The following is a 15366-nucleotide window of genomic DNA, read 5'->3' as shown; positions in this document are numbered from 1 at the left end:
TCTCGTTGTCGGTGTTATCGACAATCTGATCAGAGTTGTACGGAGGTGGGTCGCAACGTACCTGTGTCAGTTCCTTTGGGATATTTACAGGCGTCGGTACTTCGGTGGTCACGATTGGCGCAATACACTGCGAGCTGCCGCAGCCGCTTAACATCATCAGGAACGACAGCAGTAGCCCAAGTTTTGGTTTGTTCATTCTGGCTGTTCCTTAGTTGGATGACGGTATCCAGTAGCTGCTGTGCGCGGGTTCGTTGAATAGAAGCTTGTTGCTCATAATCCGCAGTGACTTGGGCGTAATCATCGAGCCGTTGCTGCAATAGTTTTTTTTCTTGCTCTTGCTGTTTGATGGTCAGCGTGAGCGTATCAACATTGCCCTGCAGCGTTTTATTCCCTTCAACAACTATGCTGTAGTTAGCCTGTGCCAGCGCGGTGGCATCGGTAGAAAACTTGAGTCCAACACTTAGCGCCACAATGGCAAGTATCAGCACTGCGATGATCGTCAAGTGGGCGTTACCCACGGCGGTTTTAATCCAGGTCAGCATGGGTGGCTCCTTGTAAGCAGAGTGTTTGTTCGCGTTGGCGTCGGACAACCAGACCAGCCAGCCTTTTACCTTTCGCATAAACCCAACGGCTAAGCTGTTGGCAGGCACCGATGTTGTCACCGGCTAACAGCTTCTTGCGAAGTGTGCTGGTAGAGAATGCGCCAGCGCCTATGTTGTAGATGAAGCTGAGGTATGCAGCGTGTTCCTGATCGGTTAGCTGCACTTGTCTGGTCAAACTCATGAGTTGGTTGTTGTAACGGACGAGATCTTTTGCCAACTGTGCCAGGCACTGTTCTTCGGTAAATGTCTGTCCAGGCGTTAATGTCGGTGATGTGTGTCCGTAGCAGGCGGTGATGATATCTACCGGGTCCAGATAACTACTGGTTACCAGAGCCTCTTCGGAAGCTATCATCATGCCACCGCTAAGCAATGCCCCACTAAAGCCAGCAGATATCATTCGTGATGTATATGGATTTTGGACTCATCCAGATCTTCCTATGTGGGATGAAGATACAAAGAAGGAAGAAATTGATAAATGGCTATTAGAAAACAATGGTTCATTTCATTTTGAGATGATGGATGGTGATGCTCCACAGGAACTATTAGATCGTTATTTTGAAGAAGGTGAATCAGATTGTAGTTACTGGCATCCATTCGATAATCGACCTGGGAGCTTCTTAGTCAGTATTCATGATACTGAAGATGGACCAGTTGCCATGTACTTCGTACCCAATTCATCAAAAGCAATGCTTGATGTGATTGCAGAACGTCAGCGTCAGATATCTGCAGAAGGCTGGACTCTAGAGCATGATGATAAATATCAGCATGGTGTTTTAGCATTCGCAGCAAGCTGTTATTGCTTAGCCAGTGTGTTTCCTAACAGCAGTGAACGTGAAAATGTTCCGTCTACATGGCCATTTGCTGGAAAATTTTGGAAGCCTACAACCCCACGCCGAGACTTAGTTAAAGCAGCAGCATTAATCCTCGCAGAGATTGAGCGCTTAGACCGTAAAGCGGATAAGGAGGCAGCATGATAAAGCCTCTGGTTCCCGGGCACGAAACCGCCCGCAAGATCAATGCGCTGATCTCACTCACTGATATCACCAGCGATGATGTGAAAACCGCGCTGCACGACCGCTACGTGAAAGGCCACACCCAAACAGCAGCGGCAGCAATCAACGGTTTAGATGAAGGTAACTTCTCACGCAGCTGCGTCAGCATCGAACTAGCCGCATCCAAAGTCGAGATCTGCAAAGAAGAAGACTGGTCACGCTTTGGCTACAAATCTCCTTCCCTTCAACAGCATCACACTTGTGAGACAGCTAACAAGGAGGTGGCAGCATGAGCTTTGCAGTATTTGGCGCATCACTGGACTACTGCACCAAAGTAGCCAGAAAGCGCGTTAAACCCGTTAAAGGAAGCGGTAAAAACCTAGTGCAGTTGACTGCTGAAGAATGGGAAAGCGAGGTCACAAAGTACGCTAAGCATCTATTTGAAGCTATTGCGTCAGGTAAGAAAGCAGCCCCGAAAATATCAGCTGATATGACGCAACCATCTGCCGCCAAAGAGTTCATTGCTTTAGCAAAAAAAACAACTGTTTGCGCAGACCTGAGGATATTCCAGCGAGCACCAGTGAAAGGCAGGACAAATCCGAAAACCAAACAACCGATCATGAAATTTCAACCGTGGCCACTGGTGGAGGATGTCGCATGAACAACGCCACTTTAGTCAACCAGACCAGCGCCGAAAGCGGTTTTGAGTATTACACACCGCCAGTGTGGACAGCAGCTGCTCGTGAACTGATGGGCGCCATTGATCTGGACCCAGCAAGCAACGCCATCGCTAACGAAATAGTAAAAGCAGATCACTATTTTACCCAAGCGGATGATGGGTTAAAGCAGCAGTGGCATGGCCGCGTGTGGATGAATCACCCTTTCCACAGGGGTGAAGCGCCTTGCATCAGTAACCACAGCAAGTGCAAAAAGAAAGCCTGTAAGGAACGCGGATACCATATCACCGAAGCGATCCCAGGCAATGCTGACTGGATAAACAAACTGATCGGTGAGTATCAATCTGGCCGTGTCACTGAAGCTGTGTGCATCACCTTCTGCAATTCATCAGAAGGATGGTTTCTACCACTGTTGGAGTTCCCGCAATTATTCCCACACGGCCGAGTGCATTACATCGGCAAAGACGGACAGCGCGTGAAAGGCTGCACCAAAGGCAGCGTGATCACCTACATCGGCACCCGCACCGCTGCGTTCGCCAAGGCATTCGGACACTTAGGCACTGTAAAAGTACCTTACAAGGAGAGGAATAATGGCTGAACCTATTCCTGAAATGACCTTTTTAACTGAGCAAGAAGTTGAGTTTAAGCCGTTGCCTGATGTACAGAAGGCATAAGGAGCGAAGATGGACCAATACACCACACTAGAGGATTGGGCACAGCAGCACATCAAGTTTCCGGTATCTACTGCCACTCTGAGAGCATGGGCAAAATCAGGATGTATCATTCCCAAGCCAGTTAAACTTGGTCGGCGGTGGGCGGTTAAAACCAATGCTATCTATGTTGATCCAAGCAGCCGCAAACCTGCTAATGATATTCAAGACGATGTTGTTCGGAGGATTCTAAATGGCAGCAAGGCCTCGTAAATTCAACTTGGGTGTTGAAAACCTATATTGCCGGCAGGATAGCCGTAATGGTGAGGTTTACTACCAATACCGCGACCCTCGTAATGGTAGATTCCATGGTCTTGGCAAGGATAGAGAACTGGCAAAGGAACGGGCAACATCATTGAACTTGCTAATTGCTCAACAGATGGCAAGTTCAATACTGGAAACCATAAACAGTAAACCAGAACGCAAGAGAATATCAGGTATCGCTTTTAAGCTTTGGGCTGAAAGGTACATGCAGATACAGCAAGAACGTTTAAACAGTGGTGATATCCGCGATAACACCTACCGATCACGTAAGTCGCAAACCAAAATAATAGTCGAGTCGATTGGTAGCATATTAATTAAAAACATCACGACAAAAGACTGTTATGAATTAATCCAGTCGATTAAAGCACAAGGGAAAGAACGTACTGCTCAGGCGGTGAGATCATTACTCATCGATATGTTTAAAGAGGCAGCTCAGGCTGGTGAAATTGATGGTGGGTTTAATCCTGCATTGGCAACAAAAGCACCAAAGGTAAAAGTTTACCGATCACGTTTGGATGTTACACATATCGAACCAATACTAAGCGCATCAACGGCCTATGAGCCGTGGGTTAAAAATTCGATATTACTGGCGCTTGTTACCGGGCAACGCCGCATAGATGTCGCCAACATGCAGTTTAAAAAGAGTGCAGACTGGAACCGTGCTTATGAAAGCTGGAAAAGCGGAGATAGAAAAACTCCGCCTTATTCCTTTGTAGAAGACGGATGGCTTCATGTGTTTCAGCAAAAAACTTCAACGATGCTAAGGCTTCCACTTACGCTAAAGCTTAACGCTATCGACATGACCATAGGTGATGTTGTGTCTCAATGCCGAAGTAACTGTGTCAGTAAATACATGCTCCACCATTTAAGAGGTACCCAAGGCGCAACAGTTGGGGATCCAATTCATTATGACACCATATCAAGACGGTTCGCAGATGTAAGAAACGGCAGCGGAATCGCCTGGTCTAGTGATGCACCTACGTTCCACGAATTAAGATCATTGTCTGAACGCCTTTATGCGGAGCAAGGGATAGATACTCAGATCCTGTTAGGACATAAGGACCCAAGAACAACCGCAAACTATCATGATGTACGTGGTCAACTGTGGATTGATTTGGTGATTTAACAGCAGAATTTAAGCTGAGTTTTGGAGAGGAATTTTGGAGAGATTTTGGAGAGAAAAATAATTATATATAAATCATAATCTTACAAAACAATCTGATATTGCCCATGCAAACGAACAGGATACTACGAACCTCAGTCAGGTTAAGAGCAGACAAATTCAAAAAGACTCCGTTGCGCTATCAGGTACAGACTGCCACTCAAGGGCTTTGCCAACTGGTTGATTTTCTGCACCATGTGTCAGTTGATAGTCCAATCTTACCCGAAGGAAACGCGCGAACCTAGGTTTACCTTTGCTGGTAACGCCGCTGTAGGCAAACGTTACCCAGCTGCCAATGGCGGGGGGTTGCTTCCGCTCGGCATCAGTAAATCCGGTGCCAATACGAAACTGCACGCCAGCCGCAGTTTCCACCAGTAATGCCCCCATCATGCCCTGGTATTTGCCCTTACCTGGTAAAATTGCCAGCACTCTGGCTTCATCATCTTCTATCGCTTTCAGCTTAAAGAGATTACCACTGCGCCCACTGGTATAAACTGCATCTTGCCGATGCAACATTAGCCCTTCACCGCCACGGTCCAATATCGTCTTTAACCAATGTTGTAAGGCGGTGCTATCCTCCAGTCGACGTTGCGGGATAACACGAAGATAGGGCGTTAATTGATCATACGCTGCGAATTGCTTATAACGTGCAGTAAAACTGCCAGCTAAAGTCGGCGCATCAAACAAGTAAAGTTTTATTGACCGCCACACTTGTTGGTCACTGTTGCTTCTGGCGGCGACGGAGACTTGCTCAAAACTGCCATAGCCAGCCCATAATTCGCCTTCCAGGACGATTGGCGGGAAGCCGTCAGTGAACCAAGCGGGAGCAGCAATTACCAGACCGGAACGGCTTAGCAACTGCCGACCATCCCAGCGGGCTCGGACGCCATCCAGTTTTTCACTCACCAGAAAGTCAGCAATATTTTCCTGAGATTGCCAAACCTTGGCGAGTTCAGCCGTGGGGATAGCGGCAGTCACCAGTAGTGGGATCAAAAGTCCACAGATAGCTGCCCCTACTAACTTGATGCATCTCCTTACACGTGCGGTTAGTCGCATATTGGCCTCCTTGCCGAGATGTGTACTTTTTCAGTCTAGCGCATTGAATCGCGCCTGCTGGTAAATCATCACTGACACTTTCCCTTAAAGGAACAGGTGTTATACTGTCGCGGTTTTTCACCAGGGCTTAGTGACTAACTGAAATCACTCAGCAAATTAACTTAATAACGGGTCAGCTGTTGCACCATGAAACCAGCCAATAACCACGGAATAAAGCGTATTTTTCGCGCTACCGGATTTTCCATGCAAGGGATTAAATCTGCCTGGATCCACGAAGCCGCATTTCGCCAGGAATCTATCCTTGCACTGCTCATGCTGCCATTTGCCATTTGGGTAGAAGTGCCCATCATGGAAAAGCTATGGCTGATCCTGACCGTATTTTTGGTATTGATTGTAGAACTGTTGAATTCGGCAATTGAAGCAGTCGTTGACCGTATTGGCGATGAATACCACCCATTGAGTGGTCAGGCCAAAGATATTGCGTCAGCGGCAGTGTTTCTCAGCTTGTGCCTGTGTGGTATCACCTGGCTAGTGATCTTATGGCCGCTATTGAAAGCAGCCATATAATCCATAAATAGCTATTCAGGCCTGAGTTTTTAAGTAGTTCACGGCCTGTAAGATCTGCGGTAACCGGTCATTACTGGTAAGGTAAGAGACATACACGCTACGACTGATGGTGCTGGTATGGGGCACTAAATATAACTGCCCCTTATCAAGATATGACTGAACCATTTTTTGCGGCAAAAATGCACAGCCACCATTATTTAACAGAAAATCCAAGGCAATTCGCGCTGAACCGGTATGCAATACCGGTAATGGCAGCTCCGCAAAATCTCGTGCATGTTGAATATTAAATGCCGTGCCCCAATCAACCTTGATGTACTGTTGCTGCAAGGTATCAGCCAGCGACATCACCGGCTCACAACTGACCAGTCCCAGCACAATTTCGCCTATCTGTAACAGTTCAAACTCTTCCAGCTTTGGCGGATCGAAGGAAATCGCGATATCCAGCGTGCGCTCCATCAATTGTCTGGTCATAGTAGACTGGTTCTGCACTTCGGTACGTAACGCAACGCCAGACAACCCCACGTGTAACCCTTGCAGATAATCCTGCAGATAGGCATCCCAGATATTCGGTGCCGCGCCAATCGCCAGTTGCACTGATTGGACCTGACTTAATGAAACATCCTGTTTAGCTCGTTCCCATGCCAATAAAACGGCCTCCGCATGTACCAACATACGCTCACCGGCCGGGGTTGGCTGAATGTTATTACGCTGCCGTTCAAACAGTTCTACGCCAAGAATGCTCTCTAACTGCTTGACACGAAAAGAAACTGCGCTGCGGGTTAAATAAAGATTTTCAGCAGCTTTACCAAAATGGCGGGTGTGGGAGACTTCAAGAAACGTCTTGAGCAGATCGGTGTCCATAAAAATTCTTTATCAAACAAGACAAATTTTTTTGATTTATAAATCAATCATACTAGCCAATACTCAGCTTGCAAATCTCTGGTACAGGTAATTTTGCAAGGATATGACGATGTTAACCACGACTTCTACACCATCTGGCGTGCCTCAAGATAATGTTGCCAGTTTTACTGCGACTCGCCGTTTTTATGATGATGCCAATTTTCCCAAAGGGTTTCACCGCTGCGGGGATTTTACTCAAAAAGAAGCCGAGTTGCTTGAGACTCACGGAGTTGCCCTGAAAGCTCTCGCGGAGGGAACGATGTTACCCCGTACGGCCGATGAACAACGCTTCGTTGATGTAATTAACGGTTCGCAGACCGCATCTGCTCCAATGGAAAAACTTTGGATAAAGTACCTTACCCTAGCGCAGGGTCGACCTTTTTATGCGGTGGTCGGCACAAATCTGGTACGCACAGCTGAGACGGAAGAGTATCTGGATACTTTAGATGTTGAAGCAGATGCCAGTGACGAGGATGAAGAACCGGAAGCTGAGGAAAAGGCCTAAGGGAAAAATGTCCGCATAGGCGTTCAAGCGCTGTAACAAAAGGAGGCAATCAGCCTCCTTTTTCTGCATCTCAATCTGCGCGTCAATTAACGCCCATCTTGTGCCCGACGCTTTTTAAAGTCGGACTCTTCCAGCCATTTTGGCCAATCACGATTATTGGCAAGCTTGTCCAGAATATCACTCATTAACGTCAGGTCCTGCGATACGCCACCGAGATCCCAATGAGGATCATAACGGTCAGCAGGCTGATGATACTTGTGCTTGATATAGTCCGGATCGGTATCGCCAAGACTGAGGAACAGCAATCCTGGCACCCCTTCTTTCGCTAACGCAAAATGGTCAGAGCGGAACATTAGCCCGTTTTGTGGACGGGGATCTGGCTTCACAACGCGTCCCTGAGCCTTGGCAGCATCGGAAAGGTATTTTTCTAACGCTGACACACCATCACCATACTGCAGCACATAGTTTGTCGGTTTACCCACATTCATGCCATCAATGTTTAGCAAAGCCACCAGCTGCTTAGTTGGTACAGGCGGGTGCTCGGCAAAATACTGAGCCCCCAACAGCCCATTTTCTTCGGCAGTAAAGTCTGCAAACAAAATTGACCGTTTAGGCGCATCCTTACCTTTCAAGCTCTTAAAATAACGCGCCAGTTGCAATACCCCCGCAACCCCAGAGGCGTTATCCACCGCGCCGTGATATATCGCTTCCTTACCATCAACCATCGCTTTACCAAGATGGTCCCAGTGAGCATGCATGACTAACCACTCATCAGGATGCTCAGTACCTGGTAGCAATCCGGCGACGTTATGAGAAGTCGCCAGCTCAATGCTGTTATTAATGGTCAAATTAGCGGTTAAATGCAGCGGAATCGCTTTAAAGCCTTTTTTGATAGCGGTGAGTTTTACCTGGTCGTAGTCTAACCCTGCGGCTTTAAATATCTGCTGTGCCACACTGTGCTGGATCCAGCCCATCACGCCCACGTGAGACAGGTTTTTGTTAGCGTCCACCAGCGTATATTTTTTATTGGTATTACTGCTTTCTACCACATTCCAGCCATAGGCTGCTGGTGCGGTTTCATGCACAATAAACACCGCCTTGGCGCCCTCGCGGGCAGCTTCTTCATACTTGTAAGTCCAGCGACCGTAATAGGTCATGGCATTACCTTTAAAGACCTTGGGATCCTGCGTGGCAAAACCAGGATCATTGACCAGCACAATGACCGTTTTGCCTTTAACATCGACACCGGCATAGTCGTTCCAACCATATTCCGGCGCATTAATACCGTAGCCAACGAACACGACATCACTGTTATCAAGCTTAACTTGCGGCACGACTTGTTCCGTACGGGCGGTAAAGTCGCTGCCGTTAGCAAAAGTCAGATCACCAACTTTAAGCTGCATATTCTGATCAGCAGTAATCTCAGCCATTGGTACATTCTGTACAAAACTGTTACCAAACGCAGGTTTCAAGCCGATATCACGGAAAGACTTTGCGAGATAATCTATCGTTAGCTTTTCGCCTTCGGACAGCGGGCCCCGGCCTTCAAATTTATCACTGGCCAGAGTCTTCACATCGTGGCGGTAAGCCGATTCATCAAATTGAAATGGCGCAGCATGAACCATGGGCAGGAACAACAAGCCCAACGCGGCTACCAGAGAGGAGGGTTTCACTACAACTTCCTTACTTCCGACAATATTATTGTTGAATTTTCATTGTAACAGCGAATATGCTCCCGACAATCGTAACGCCCGATAACTGAAAGCAAATTTGTAATAAGTTGTAGCTGACATGCTAAGATGGCGAGATAACAAACAGTGGTAAGTTGAATGACTCAATCTTTATTACAACAAGCGGCCCAATATCTTAAAAAAGCATTGCCACTTATGCTGAAATATCAGATACCGACAACGCCTACTAACTATGCGTTATGGTATACCTATGTTGGCGAGCAAAATTCGCAGCTCAACGCCCAGCTTGACGAAGTGATTTCACAGTACCAGACCTGCCCGCCAACCACGGCAGCAGTGTTGTACCAACAGCATATTGGTGATCCCAAAGATCTGGATGTCAGTAACCTGCGGCAAAACATGGAAGCAATGACCACAGAGTTAGCGCAGTCATTAAAAGATACCAGCGTCGACACTGATGCTTTCAGAAACAAACTGGAGGCAAACTTCGGTAAGTTAAGCTTACTGGAACAAGAAGCCATCAGTCTGGAACAGGTGATGGATATGGTGCGCGGATTGGTAAAAGAGTCTGACGACATCATCAACAGCACCGCCTACTTTACCCGCCAACTGGATAAAGCGCAGCAAGAGATTGAAGCATTACGTCAGCGGCTTTCTACGGCTGAACATGATGTCATGTACGATGCATTAACAGGATGTTTCAATCGTCGGGCTTTTAATCTGGATATCTCTGCATTGCTGCAGCAGTCTCCGGAAGGCACCTGCTTAATCCTCAGTGATATCGACCATTTTAAAGACTTTAACGATACTTATGGCCATGTATTGGGCGATCAAGTGCTACGTGCGGTTGCCAAACGTATGCAGGAAAATTGCCGTGATGGCATCAAACTTTACCGTTTTGGTGGTGAAGAATTTGCGGTATTAGTACCTAAAAGCCAGCTAAGGATTGCCAGACATCTTGCTGAATCGCTGCGGCGCTCATTGGAGAAAGTCACCGTACGTGATCGCAAACAGCACGCAAGTGTCGGTAACATCAGCGCCAGCTTTGGCGTCAGTGAATGGCAACCCAAGGATACGGTTGCGGGTTTTATTGAACGCACTGACCAATTTTTGTATGAAGCCAAGCGCTTAGGACGTAACCGAGTGATGCCTATTAACGGTTAGTTACGCCGCTAATCATGGCGTAACGCCCCCCGCCTACAAGCTTACTCCGGTGAGTTCTCGGATTGAACGGCGCAGCCACATGGGGTTTTACCGACTTTATTCAGCGCCGGATTGGCATACATTGCGAGAAAAATAGCACGTTGTTCCTCTGCAATAGATTGCAAGCGCTGCGTAAATTTTTCTGATTGTGCAGCTATATCCGTTACGGTGACATTCGCGACACTTTCATCAGCATTGCCGGTGTACTGACGATAAGCGAGCACATTACTGGGGAACAGGTGATAGTTCTGCCAGATCTGCCGGTCTATCTCTGCCGCAACCGCTTCAGCGTTAGCGTAATCAGCCGCAAGTGGCGCACCGAATGCCAAATGCACTCTGCCCTTAAAACCAGCGATGCCAGAGGCGATACTGGCGATATCTTCATGGACCTGCTTACGATATTCACCTGTTTGTTGCAAACTATACAACTCGCGGGTCTTAGCCACATCACACGGGTCCCATTCATAAGAAATGGCCACAGGCACAATGTTCAGTTCCCGGATATAATCCGCAAAATCCTGAGTCTTAGGACGGTTCAGTGACAACATCGAAATGATTGCGGCGTTAGTGCAATCATTTCCATCCTTGGCGCGCCCTTCTCGCTGTGCTAACCACACATGACTATGCTCTTGCTGCAACGAGTGCTGGATAAAGGCGGATAGCTGTTTTGAGGCTTTGAGTTTTTCCCGTGGGCTACTGGCGGAACGCTTAACAATAAAACTTTTGTTCACACGCATCAGATCGGTCACATAATCTTTTGTCAGCAGATTGTCACCAATCGCGATCCGTACTGTTTGCTGTCCATGGGCATAAAGTGCCATATTCACGAATGCGGGATCGAGTGCAATATCGCGGTGATTACTGATAAACAGGTACGACTTATCTGCGGCCAACTGTTCCAGACCGGATACGGTTAATGCAGTAACGGTAGTAGCCATCATCCGCTGCATATATGCCGCGACCACTTGCTGAACTTCAGCCACCGTTTTTAATCCACTTAATTGACGCTGCAGATGTCGACTAACCAGCCAATCTGTAGCCCATGGTGCCAGCCGACTCAGTCGTGGGAAACGCCAACGCGCCAACGTTCGTCGGAGTTCATGACTTTGTAAAATTCGCGCCAGAACTGCAGATACTTCGTCATCATGGTAGGGACGAATATCATCAAAAGAGCCGTTGTCAGTCATTAACCGTATATTGCCTACTACTTGCACGCCGCATCGGCGCAGAAAATAAAACGGCAAAATACCCGAAACTTGCCAGATTGGCTACCACTCAAGGCACAATCCGACCAGTTGATCGAAAAACCACATTGGCAACGGTTTAATACCCATTGCCTTTGCGGATTGCTCAAGCCGATTGCTGCAATGGCACAACTTCCTCCGCTTCGACCAAGAATCGGAGCGTTGCGCCCCCCGTCAATGCATTAAACGGATAACAGGTGACCAATGTCAGCAGTGATTCATCGCCACTTGTGAGCCATTGTGTCTGCGATTCATGCACGATACGAGTGGCACGAATGCGATAAAAATGCACTTCACCATCCATGGTCTGTAAACGGATCATCTGCCCGCGACGCGCATAAGCCAACACGGCAAAATGGGTATCGCGATGTCCCGCAATAACCGTATTACCTACCTCACCCGGTTTTGCTCCACCCATTATCTGAGCTGGACCAAAGGCCAGATTACGGCCGCTGGCACCCGCGAGCACGTATAACGGAGGATTGTCACCAATCCATAATTTTCCAACCGGATGAGTATCGGCCCAGAACCATGGTTTATGAGGGTGTTTATCCTGCAAACTTTTATTCCAGGCATCCTCAATCAAATATTGGGCAAACATCGCTTTGGCCTGCATATATCCTCCTTTCATGATCATGGCCAATCCCGATAGCAACAGCAGTATCATCGCCAGACTGACGCACATCTGCTTAACCCCACCTGACCAGTCCAGCACAAACAGATGCCGATATGCGCTAGTGAATGCCATCAGCAACACCTTGCCTGCCATAAGCGCTGTCGCCAGGCGCCACAGAATAAAGCACCAATCAGACATAGCAGCCCAAGCACCAACATTAAGCGACTATCGGTTGCTGTTTGCGGCATGTTGCCAGAGGCTTGCCATCCAACAGGAGCCATATTCGGAGCTTGTCCCTGCACATTATGCTGCGGCGCAGGGTTCACTGGCGTCACATCAACGGCGATCAGACTGGTATAATGACTGACCAGATGATATTTCAGCGCCAGCGCAGTCGCCTGTTGCGTGGTACGCTCGCGATTGTCACCGTTACGCATCATTTCCAGCGAGGCTATCTGTTGTCTCGCCCAGAGCAAATCCAGCCCGAGCGCAGCGATACTCGCCTTGAGTTGCACCTGTTGTTGCCACCGTTGCCCGTTCCGCATTCCGGAAACCAATAACGGTGGTTGGTCTTCACTCCGCTCACGTAAATTGACCATTAACGGTTCGCCCATGTACAGGTCCGGAATAGATGCGGGCCAATAGTCGGGTACGGTGCCATCGCTATAATGCAACTGCACATCCGTTAACACTGGTGCCGCAATTTTGCTAAGTAGTGAAATTGTCTTCTGCTCCACTTCCTGCATATTGCCGATATAGGTAAACGTCCCACGCCCTAACTCCGCTGCGCGATGCATAAAATGACTGTTGGGCGCACTGCCAATACCGACGGTAAACAAGCGACTCGCCCCAAGCCGATTACGGATCATCTCAAACAGCTCATCTTCATTGGCAACGGCACCATCGGTCATAAAGATCACTTGCCGTAATCGCTTATCTTTGGCGGTTTTAGAATTGTCCTCGTTGGTCAACGGTAATGCTTGTCGCAAGGCTTTGGCCATTTCGGTACCGCCATCGGCATCGAGACACCGAACAAACTGCTGCGCCCGACCAAGGTTAACTGCAGTAACCGGTAGTGCTTCTGGCGCCAATGGCTGTACGTCTGAGTTAAACGCGACAATATTGAAATTGTCCTGCGGCTTAAGACTTGATAAGGCAAAGAGCACGGCACTTTTCGCCTGCGCCAAGGCGGCCCCCCCCATTGAACCGGAAGTGTCGATAACCAATATCAGCTCACGTGGTTGCGCAGTGCTTGGTGACTGTGCCGGCGGCATCAACATTAACAGACTGTAACGACTTTTATCTGGCATCACTGAGTTACCCGCACGGGGAGTCAGAAGATGTGTCTGCCCCATCTGACTATACAACGCCGCGGTTGGCTCCGCCTCCGGTTGAGGTTGCCATTCCAGGACAAAATCCCGCGCTGGCATTATCTTTGTCAGGGAAATAACCACCTGACCGTTAGACTGCGATTGCTGCTGGATCTGATGACTGGATGAGCGGATGGCCGCTAACGGGACACCAGCATTGAGCGTCACTGCAATATCGGTTCGATTAACAGTCGCTTGTTCGCGTTGTAGTGCATCACTATCGACCATCGGAGATTGCAGGGATAACGCATCTGTTAGCTGAGCCTCGTTGCGTAACATTGATAGCGGGACATAACGCGGTGTGATAGTCATTGGAAATCGCAAACTGAATTGACCGTCACGATAGGTCAGTGATTGCTGATAACTGAACGTGATCTCCAGGGATTCACCTGGACCCAAGTTGGCCACATCAGTGGTAAACAGATTCGGACGTTGCTGACTCAGCAAACTGGCTCGTTTCCCTTCCGCCTTTGCTTGCTCATAGAGTTGGCGCGCCTCTGTCCTGGGTTTGATCTGGCCTTCAATCCTCCGTTCACCGACCTTCATCTGCAAACTGTCCACTGCCGCATTTTCCGGTAACGGAAACAGGTAACGGCCATTGAGCCATTGTTCACTATGGTTAATATAATGCTGGGTGACGGTAACCCGATTCGTCAGTCCCGACACCTGCATCTTTACTTCGGTTTGCAAGTTTGGGGCAACGTCGGCATTGACACCTTGCCATTCCAAAGTGCCACAACCTGGCCACATGGGGTTAGCCACCAAGTCATCAGCCATTTGCGTTGAAGCAATGGCTGATACAGAGGTCAACAGATTAAACAGCAACACGGCTAACAGCAGCAGACCACCGGTTTGCATCAGGCTGAACATCCAGTCAGGCAGAAATGCCCGACTGTCCTCGCACCGCGATACATCCGCCGTTTCAACACGGCAAAGATGTGCTCCTTCAACCGTCTCAAGGAAATCCTTTTTCATACGTATCTCCTCAACTCGTTACTGATTATTGGCTGCCAACGCCGCATCAGGCCTTTGCAGACGCAAGGTCACCCGACGGTCAAAAAAGTCATTTTCTAGGCTTTCTTTTGGGTTCAACGGGGCGCTGGCACCATAAGCGTTCGCGGTTAATCTTGCGCCATTCACCCCTTGCTGGATCAGAAACTCCCGTACTGCCTGCACTCGCTGTTCGGATAACTGTTGATTGAATTCCGCCGAACCACGACGGTCAGCATAACCGGACAGATCCAGCGTCAGCTCTGGTGCAAGACTCATGGCAAACGCGATATCTTGTAACTGCTTCGCGAAATGAGGCTCAATCTCTGCAGTACCGGTACGAAACTGAACATTCATGCCTACCGTCAGTTCCTCCAGTTTCGATGCACGTGCTGCCTGTAAGGTCTTCAGTTGTCGCTGCGCTTCGGTGTATTGCGCTTGTAATTGCTCCAGTGACTGCTGTTTCTGATTAAGCACAGTGATTTGTTGAGCTTGTTCATCCAATGTTTGTTGCTGTGCTTTGAGGTGTTTGTCATCCCCAACGCTCTTCCCCACCAAGCTACCACTAAAGGCTCCGACAATGGCGCCGACTGGGCCGCCAACGACAGCGCCCAAAACCATACCACTACCAAAGCCAATGGCCGCCGGGGTCTGGTTGTCTTGCTGTTCCTGTGCCATCACAGGCATCGCCATCAGAGAAGAGATCACTAAAGCGGAGATAATGTGCTGTTTCATTTCACTGTTTCCTTGTTGTTAGTGTTAAGTCATCGTGCTTTCGATGGGGACATTAAACCTGGGTGAAATGGCGGACACAGGG

General features: G+C 48.6%; 18 protein-coding genes. 9 read left to right on the top strand and 9 right to left on the bottom strand.

All coding sequences use genetic code 11. The annotated features are described in order from the left end of the window. Positions 1-29 precede the first annotated feature (29 nt). Complete coding sequence (locus tag PY479_RS05075; RefSeq protein WP_275483081.1) at positions 30-542, bottom strand: hypothetical protein; 513 nt, start codon at positions 540-542, stop codon at positions 30-32. Continuing rightward, entirely contained in the window at positions 526-957 is a 432-nt protein-coding gene (locus PY479_RS05070) for a lysozyme (RefSeq protein WP_275483080.1), read from the bottom strand. The genes PY479_RS05075 and PY479_RS05070 overlap by 17 nt, the downstream gene beginning before the upstream one ends. Here PY479_RS05070 and PY479_RS05065 point away from each other — a divergent pair. The 6 genes from PY479_RS05065 to PY479_RS05040 all read left to right on the top strand — a co-directional run bounded on the left by PY479_RS05065 (position 956) and on the right by PY479_RS05040 (position 4371). Continuing rightward, entirely contained in the window at positions 956-1576 is a 621-nt protein-coding gene (locus PY479_RS05065) for a hypothetical protein (RefSeq protein WP_275483079.1), read from the top strand. The two genes, PY479_RS05070 and PY479_RS05065, sit on opposite strands and share 2 nt — an antisense overlap. Further along, positions 1573-1887, top strand: coding sequence for a hypothetical protein (locus tag PY479_RS05060; protein WP_275483078.1), 315 nt, complete (start codon positions 1573-1575; stop codon positions 1885-1887). The genes PY479_RS05065 and PY479_RS05060 overlap by 4 nt, the downstream gene beginning before the upstream one ends. After that, positions 1884-2255, top strand: coding sequence for a hypothetical protein (locus PY479_RS05055; RefSeq protein ID WP_275483077.1), 372 nt, complete (start codon positions 1884-1886; stop codon positions 2253-2255). Before PY479_RS05060 ends, PY479_RS05055 begins: the two co-directional genes overlap by 4 nt. Next, entirely contained in the window at positions 2252-2869 is a 618-nt protein-coding gene (locus tag PY479_RS05050; RefSeq protein ID WP_275483075.1) for a DNA N-6-adenine-methyltransferase, read from the top strand. The genes PY479_RS05055 and PY479_RS05050 overlap by 4 nt, the downstream gene beginning before the upstream one ends. A gap of 85 nt (positions 2870-2954) precedes the next feature. Next, entirely contained in the window at positions 2955-3194 is a 240-nt protein-coding gene (locus tag PY479_RS05045; RefSeq protein ID WP_275483074.1) for an excisionase, read from the top strand. Next, positions 3175-4371, top strand: coding sequence for a phage integrase Arm DNA-binding domain-containing protein (locus PY479_RS05040; RefSeq protein WP_275483073.1), 1197 nt, complete (start codon positions 3175-3177; stop codon positions 4369-4371). Before PY479_RS05045 ends, PY479_RS05040 begins: the two co-directional genes overlap by 20 nt. A gap of 156 nt (positions 4372-4527) precedes the next feature. Here PY479_RS05040 and PY479_RS05035 read toward each other — a convergent pair whose 3' ends face one another. Then, positions 4528-5463, bottom strand: coding sequence for a DNA ligase (locus PY479_RS05035; protein WP_275483072.1), 936 nt, complete (start codon positions 5461-5463; stop codon positions 4528-4530). A 186-nt stretch (positions 5464-5649) separates the two neighbouring features. On the opposite strand from PY479_RS05035, the gene PY479_RS05030 reads away from it, so the two are divergent. After that, positions 5650-6030: a diacylglycerol kinase gene (locus PY479_RS05030; RefSeq protein ID WP_212593671.1), complete on the top strand. Its 381-nt coding sequence runs from the start codon at positions 5650-5652 to the stop codon at positions 6028-6030. 15 nt (positions 6031-6045) lie between these two features. On the opposite strand, the gene hdfR is transcribed toward PY479_RS05030, so the two are convergent. Continuing rightward, positions 6046-6891, bottom strand: coding sequence for an HTH-type transcriptional regulator HdfR (hdfR, locus tag PY479_RS05025; protein WP_212593672.1), 846 nt, complete (start codon positions 6889-6891; stop codon positions 6046-6048). Positions 6892-7000: 109 nt separating this feature from the next. Between hdfR and PY479_RS05020 the strand changes: the two genes are divergently transcribed. Next, positions 7001-7435, top strand: coding sequence for a DUF413 domain-containing protein (locus tag PY479_RS05020; protein ID WP_228730309.1), 435 nt, complete (start codon positions 7001-7003; stop codon positions 7433-7435). Positions 7436-7521: 86 nt separating this feature from the next. Here PY479_RS05020 and PY479_RS05015 read toward each other — a convergent pair whose 3' ends face one another. Next, positions 7522-9060, bottom strand: coding sequence for a M28 family metallopeptidase (locus tag PY479_RS05015; protein WP_275483132.1), 1539 nt, complete (start codon positions 9058-9060; stop codon positions 7522-7524). A 204-nt stretch (positions 9061-9264) separates the two neighbouring features. Here PY479_RS05015 and PY479_RS05010 point away from each other — a divergent pair, with 204 nt between their 5' ends. Then, a complete protein-coding gene (locus PY479_RS05010) occupies positions 9265-10290 on the top strand; it encodes a diguanylate cyclase (RefSeq protein ID WP_275483071.1) in 1026 nt (341 codons plus the stop codon). Between the two features lie 41 nt (positions 10291-10331). Here PY479_RS05010 and PY479_RS05005 read toward each other — a convergent pair whose 3' ends face one another. The 4 genes from PY479_RS05005 to pdsO all read right to left on the bottom strand — a co-directional run bounded on the left by PY479_RS05005 (position 10332) and on the right by pdsO (position 15284). Then, positions 10332-11516 (bottom strand): 1-acyl-sn-glycerol-3-phosphate acyltransferase, encoded by a 1185-nt coding sequence (locus tag PY479_RS05005; RefSeq protein ID WP_275483070.1) that lies wholly within the window; start codon positions 11514-11516, stop codon positions 10332-10334. A gap of 163 nt (positions 11517-11679) precedes the next feature. Then, entirely contained in the window at positions 11680-12321 is a 642-nt protein-coding gene (locus PY479_RS05000) for a class GN sortase (RefSeq protein ID WP_275483069.1), read from the bottom strand. Beyond that, a complete protein-coding gene (locus PY479_RS04995) occupies positions 12321-14534 on the bottom strand; it encodes a marine proteobacterial sortase target protein (RefSeq protein WP_275483068.1) in 2214 nt (737 codons plus the stop codon). Before PY479_RS04995 ends, PY479_RS05000 begins: the two co-directional genes overlap by 1 nt. Positions 14535-14552: 18 nt before the next feature. Continuing rightward, entirely contained in the window at positions 14553-15284 is a 732-nt protein-coding gene (gene pdsO / locus PY479_RS04990) for a sortase-associated OmpA-like protein PdsO (RefSeq protein ID WP_275483067.1), read from the bottom strand. Positions 15285-15366 lie beyond the last annotated feature (82 nt).

This window comes from Shewanella sp. A32, from assembly GCF_029167175.1.
Lineage (GTDB): Bacteria > Pseudomonadota > Gammaproteobacteria > Enterobacterales > Shewanellaceae > Shewanella > Shewanella yunxiaonensis.
This window is presented reverse-complemented; position numbering and strand designations above follow the sequence as displayed.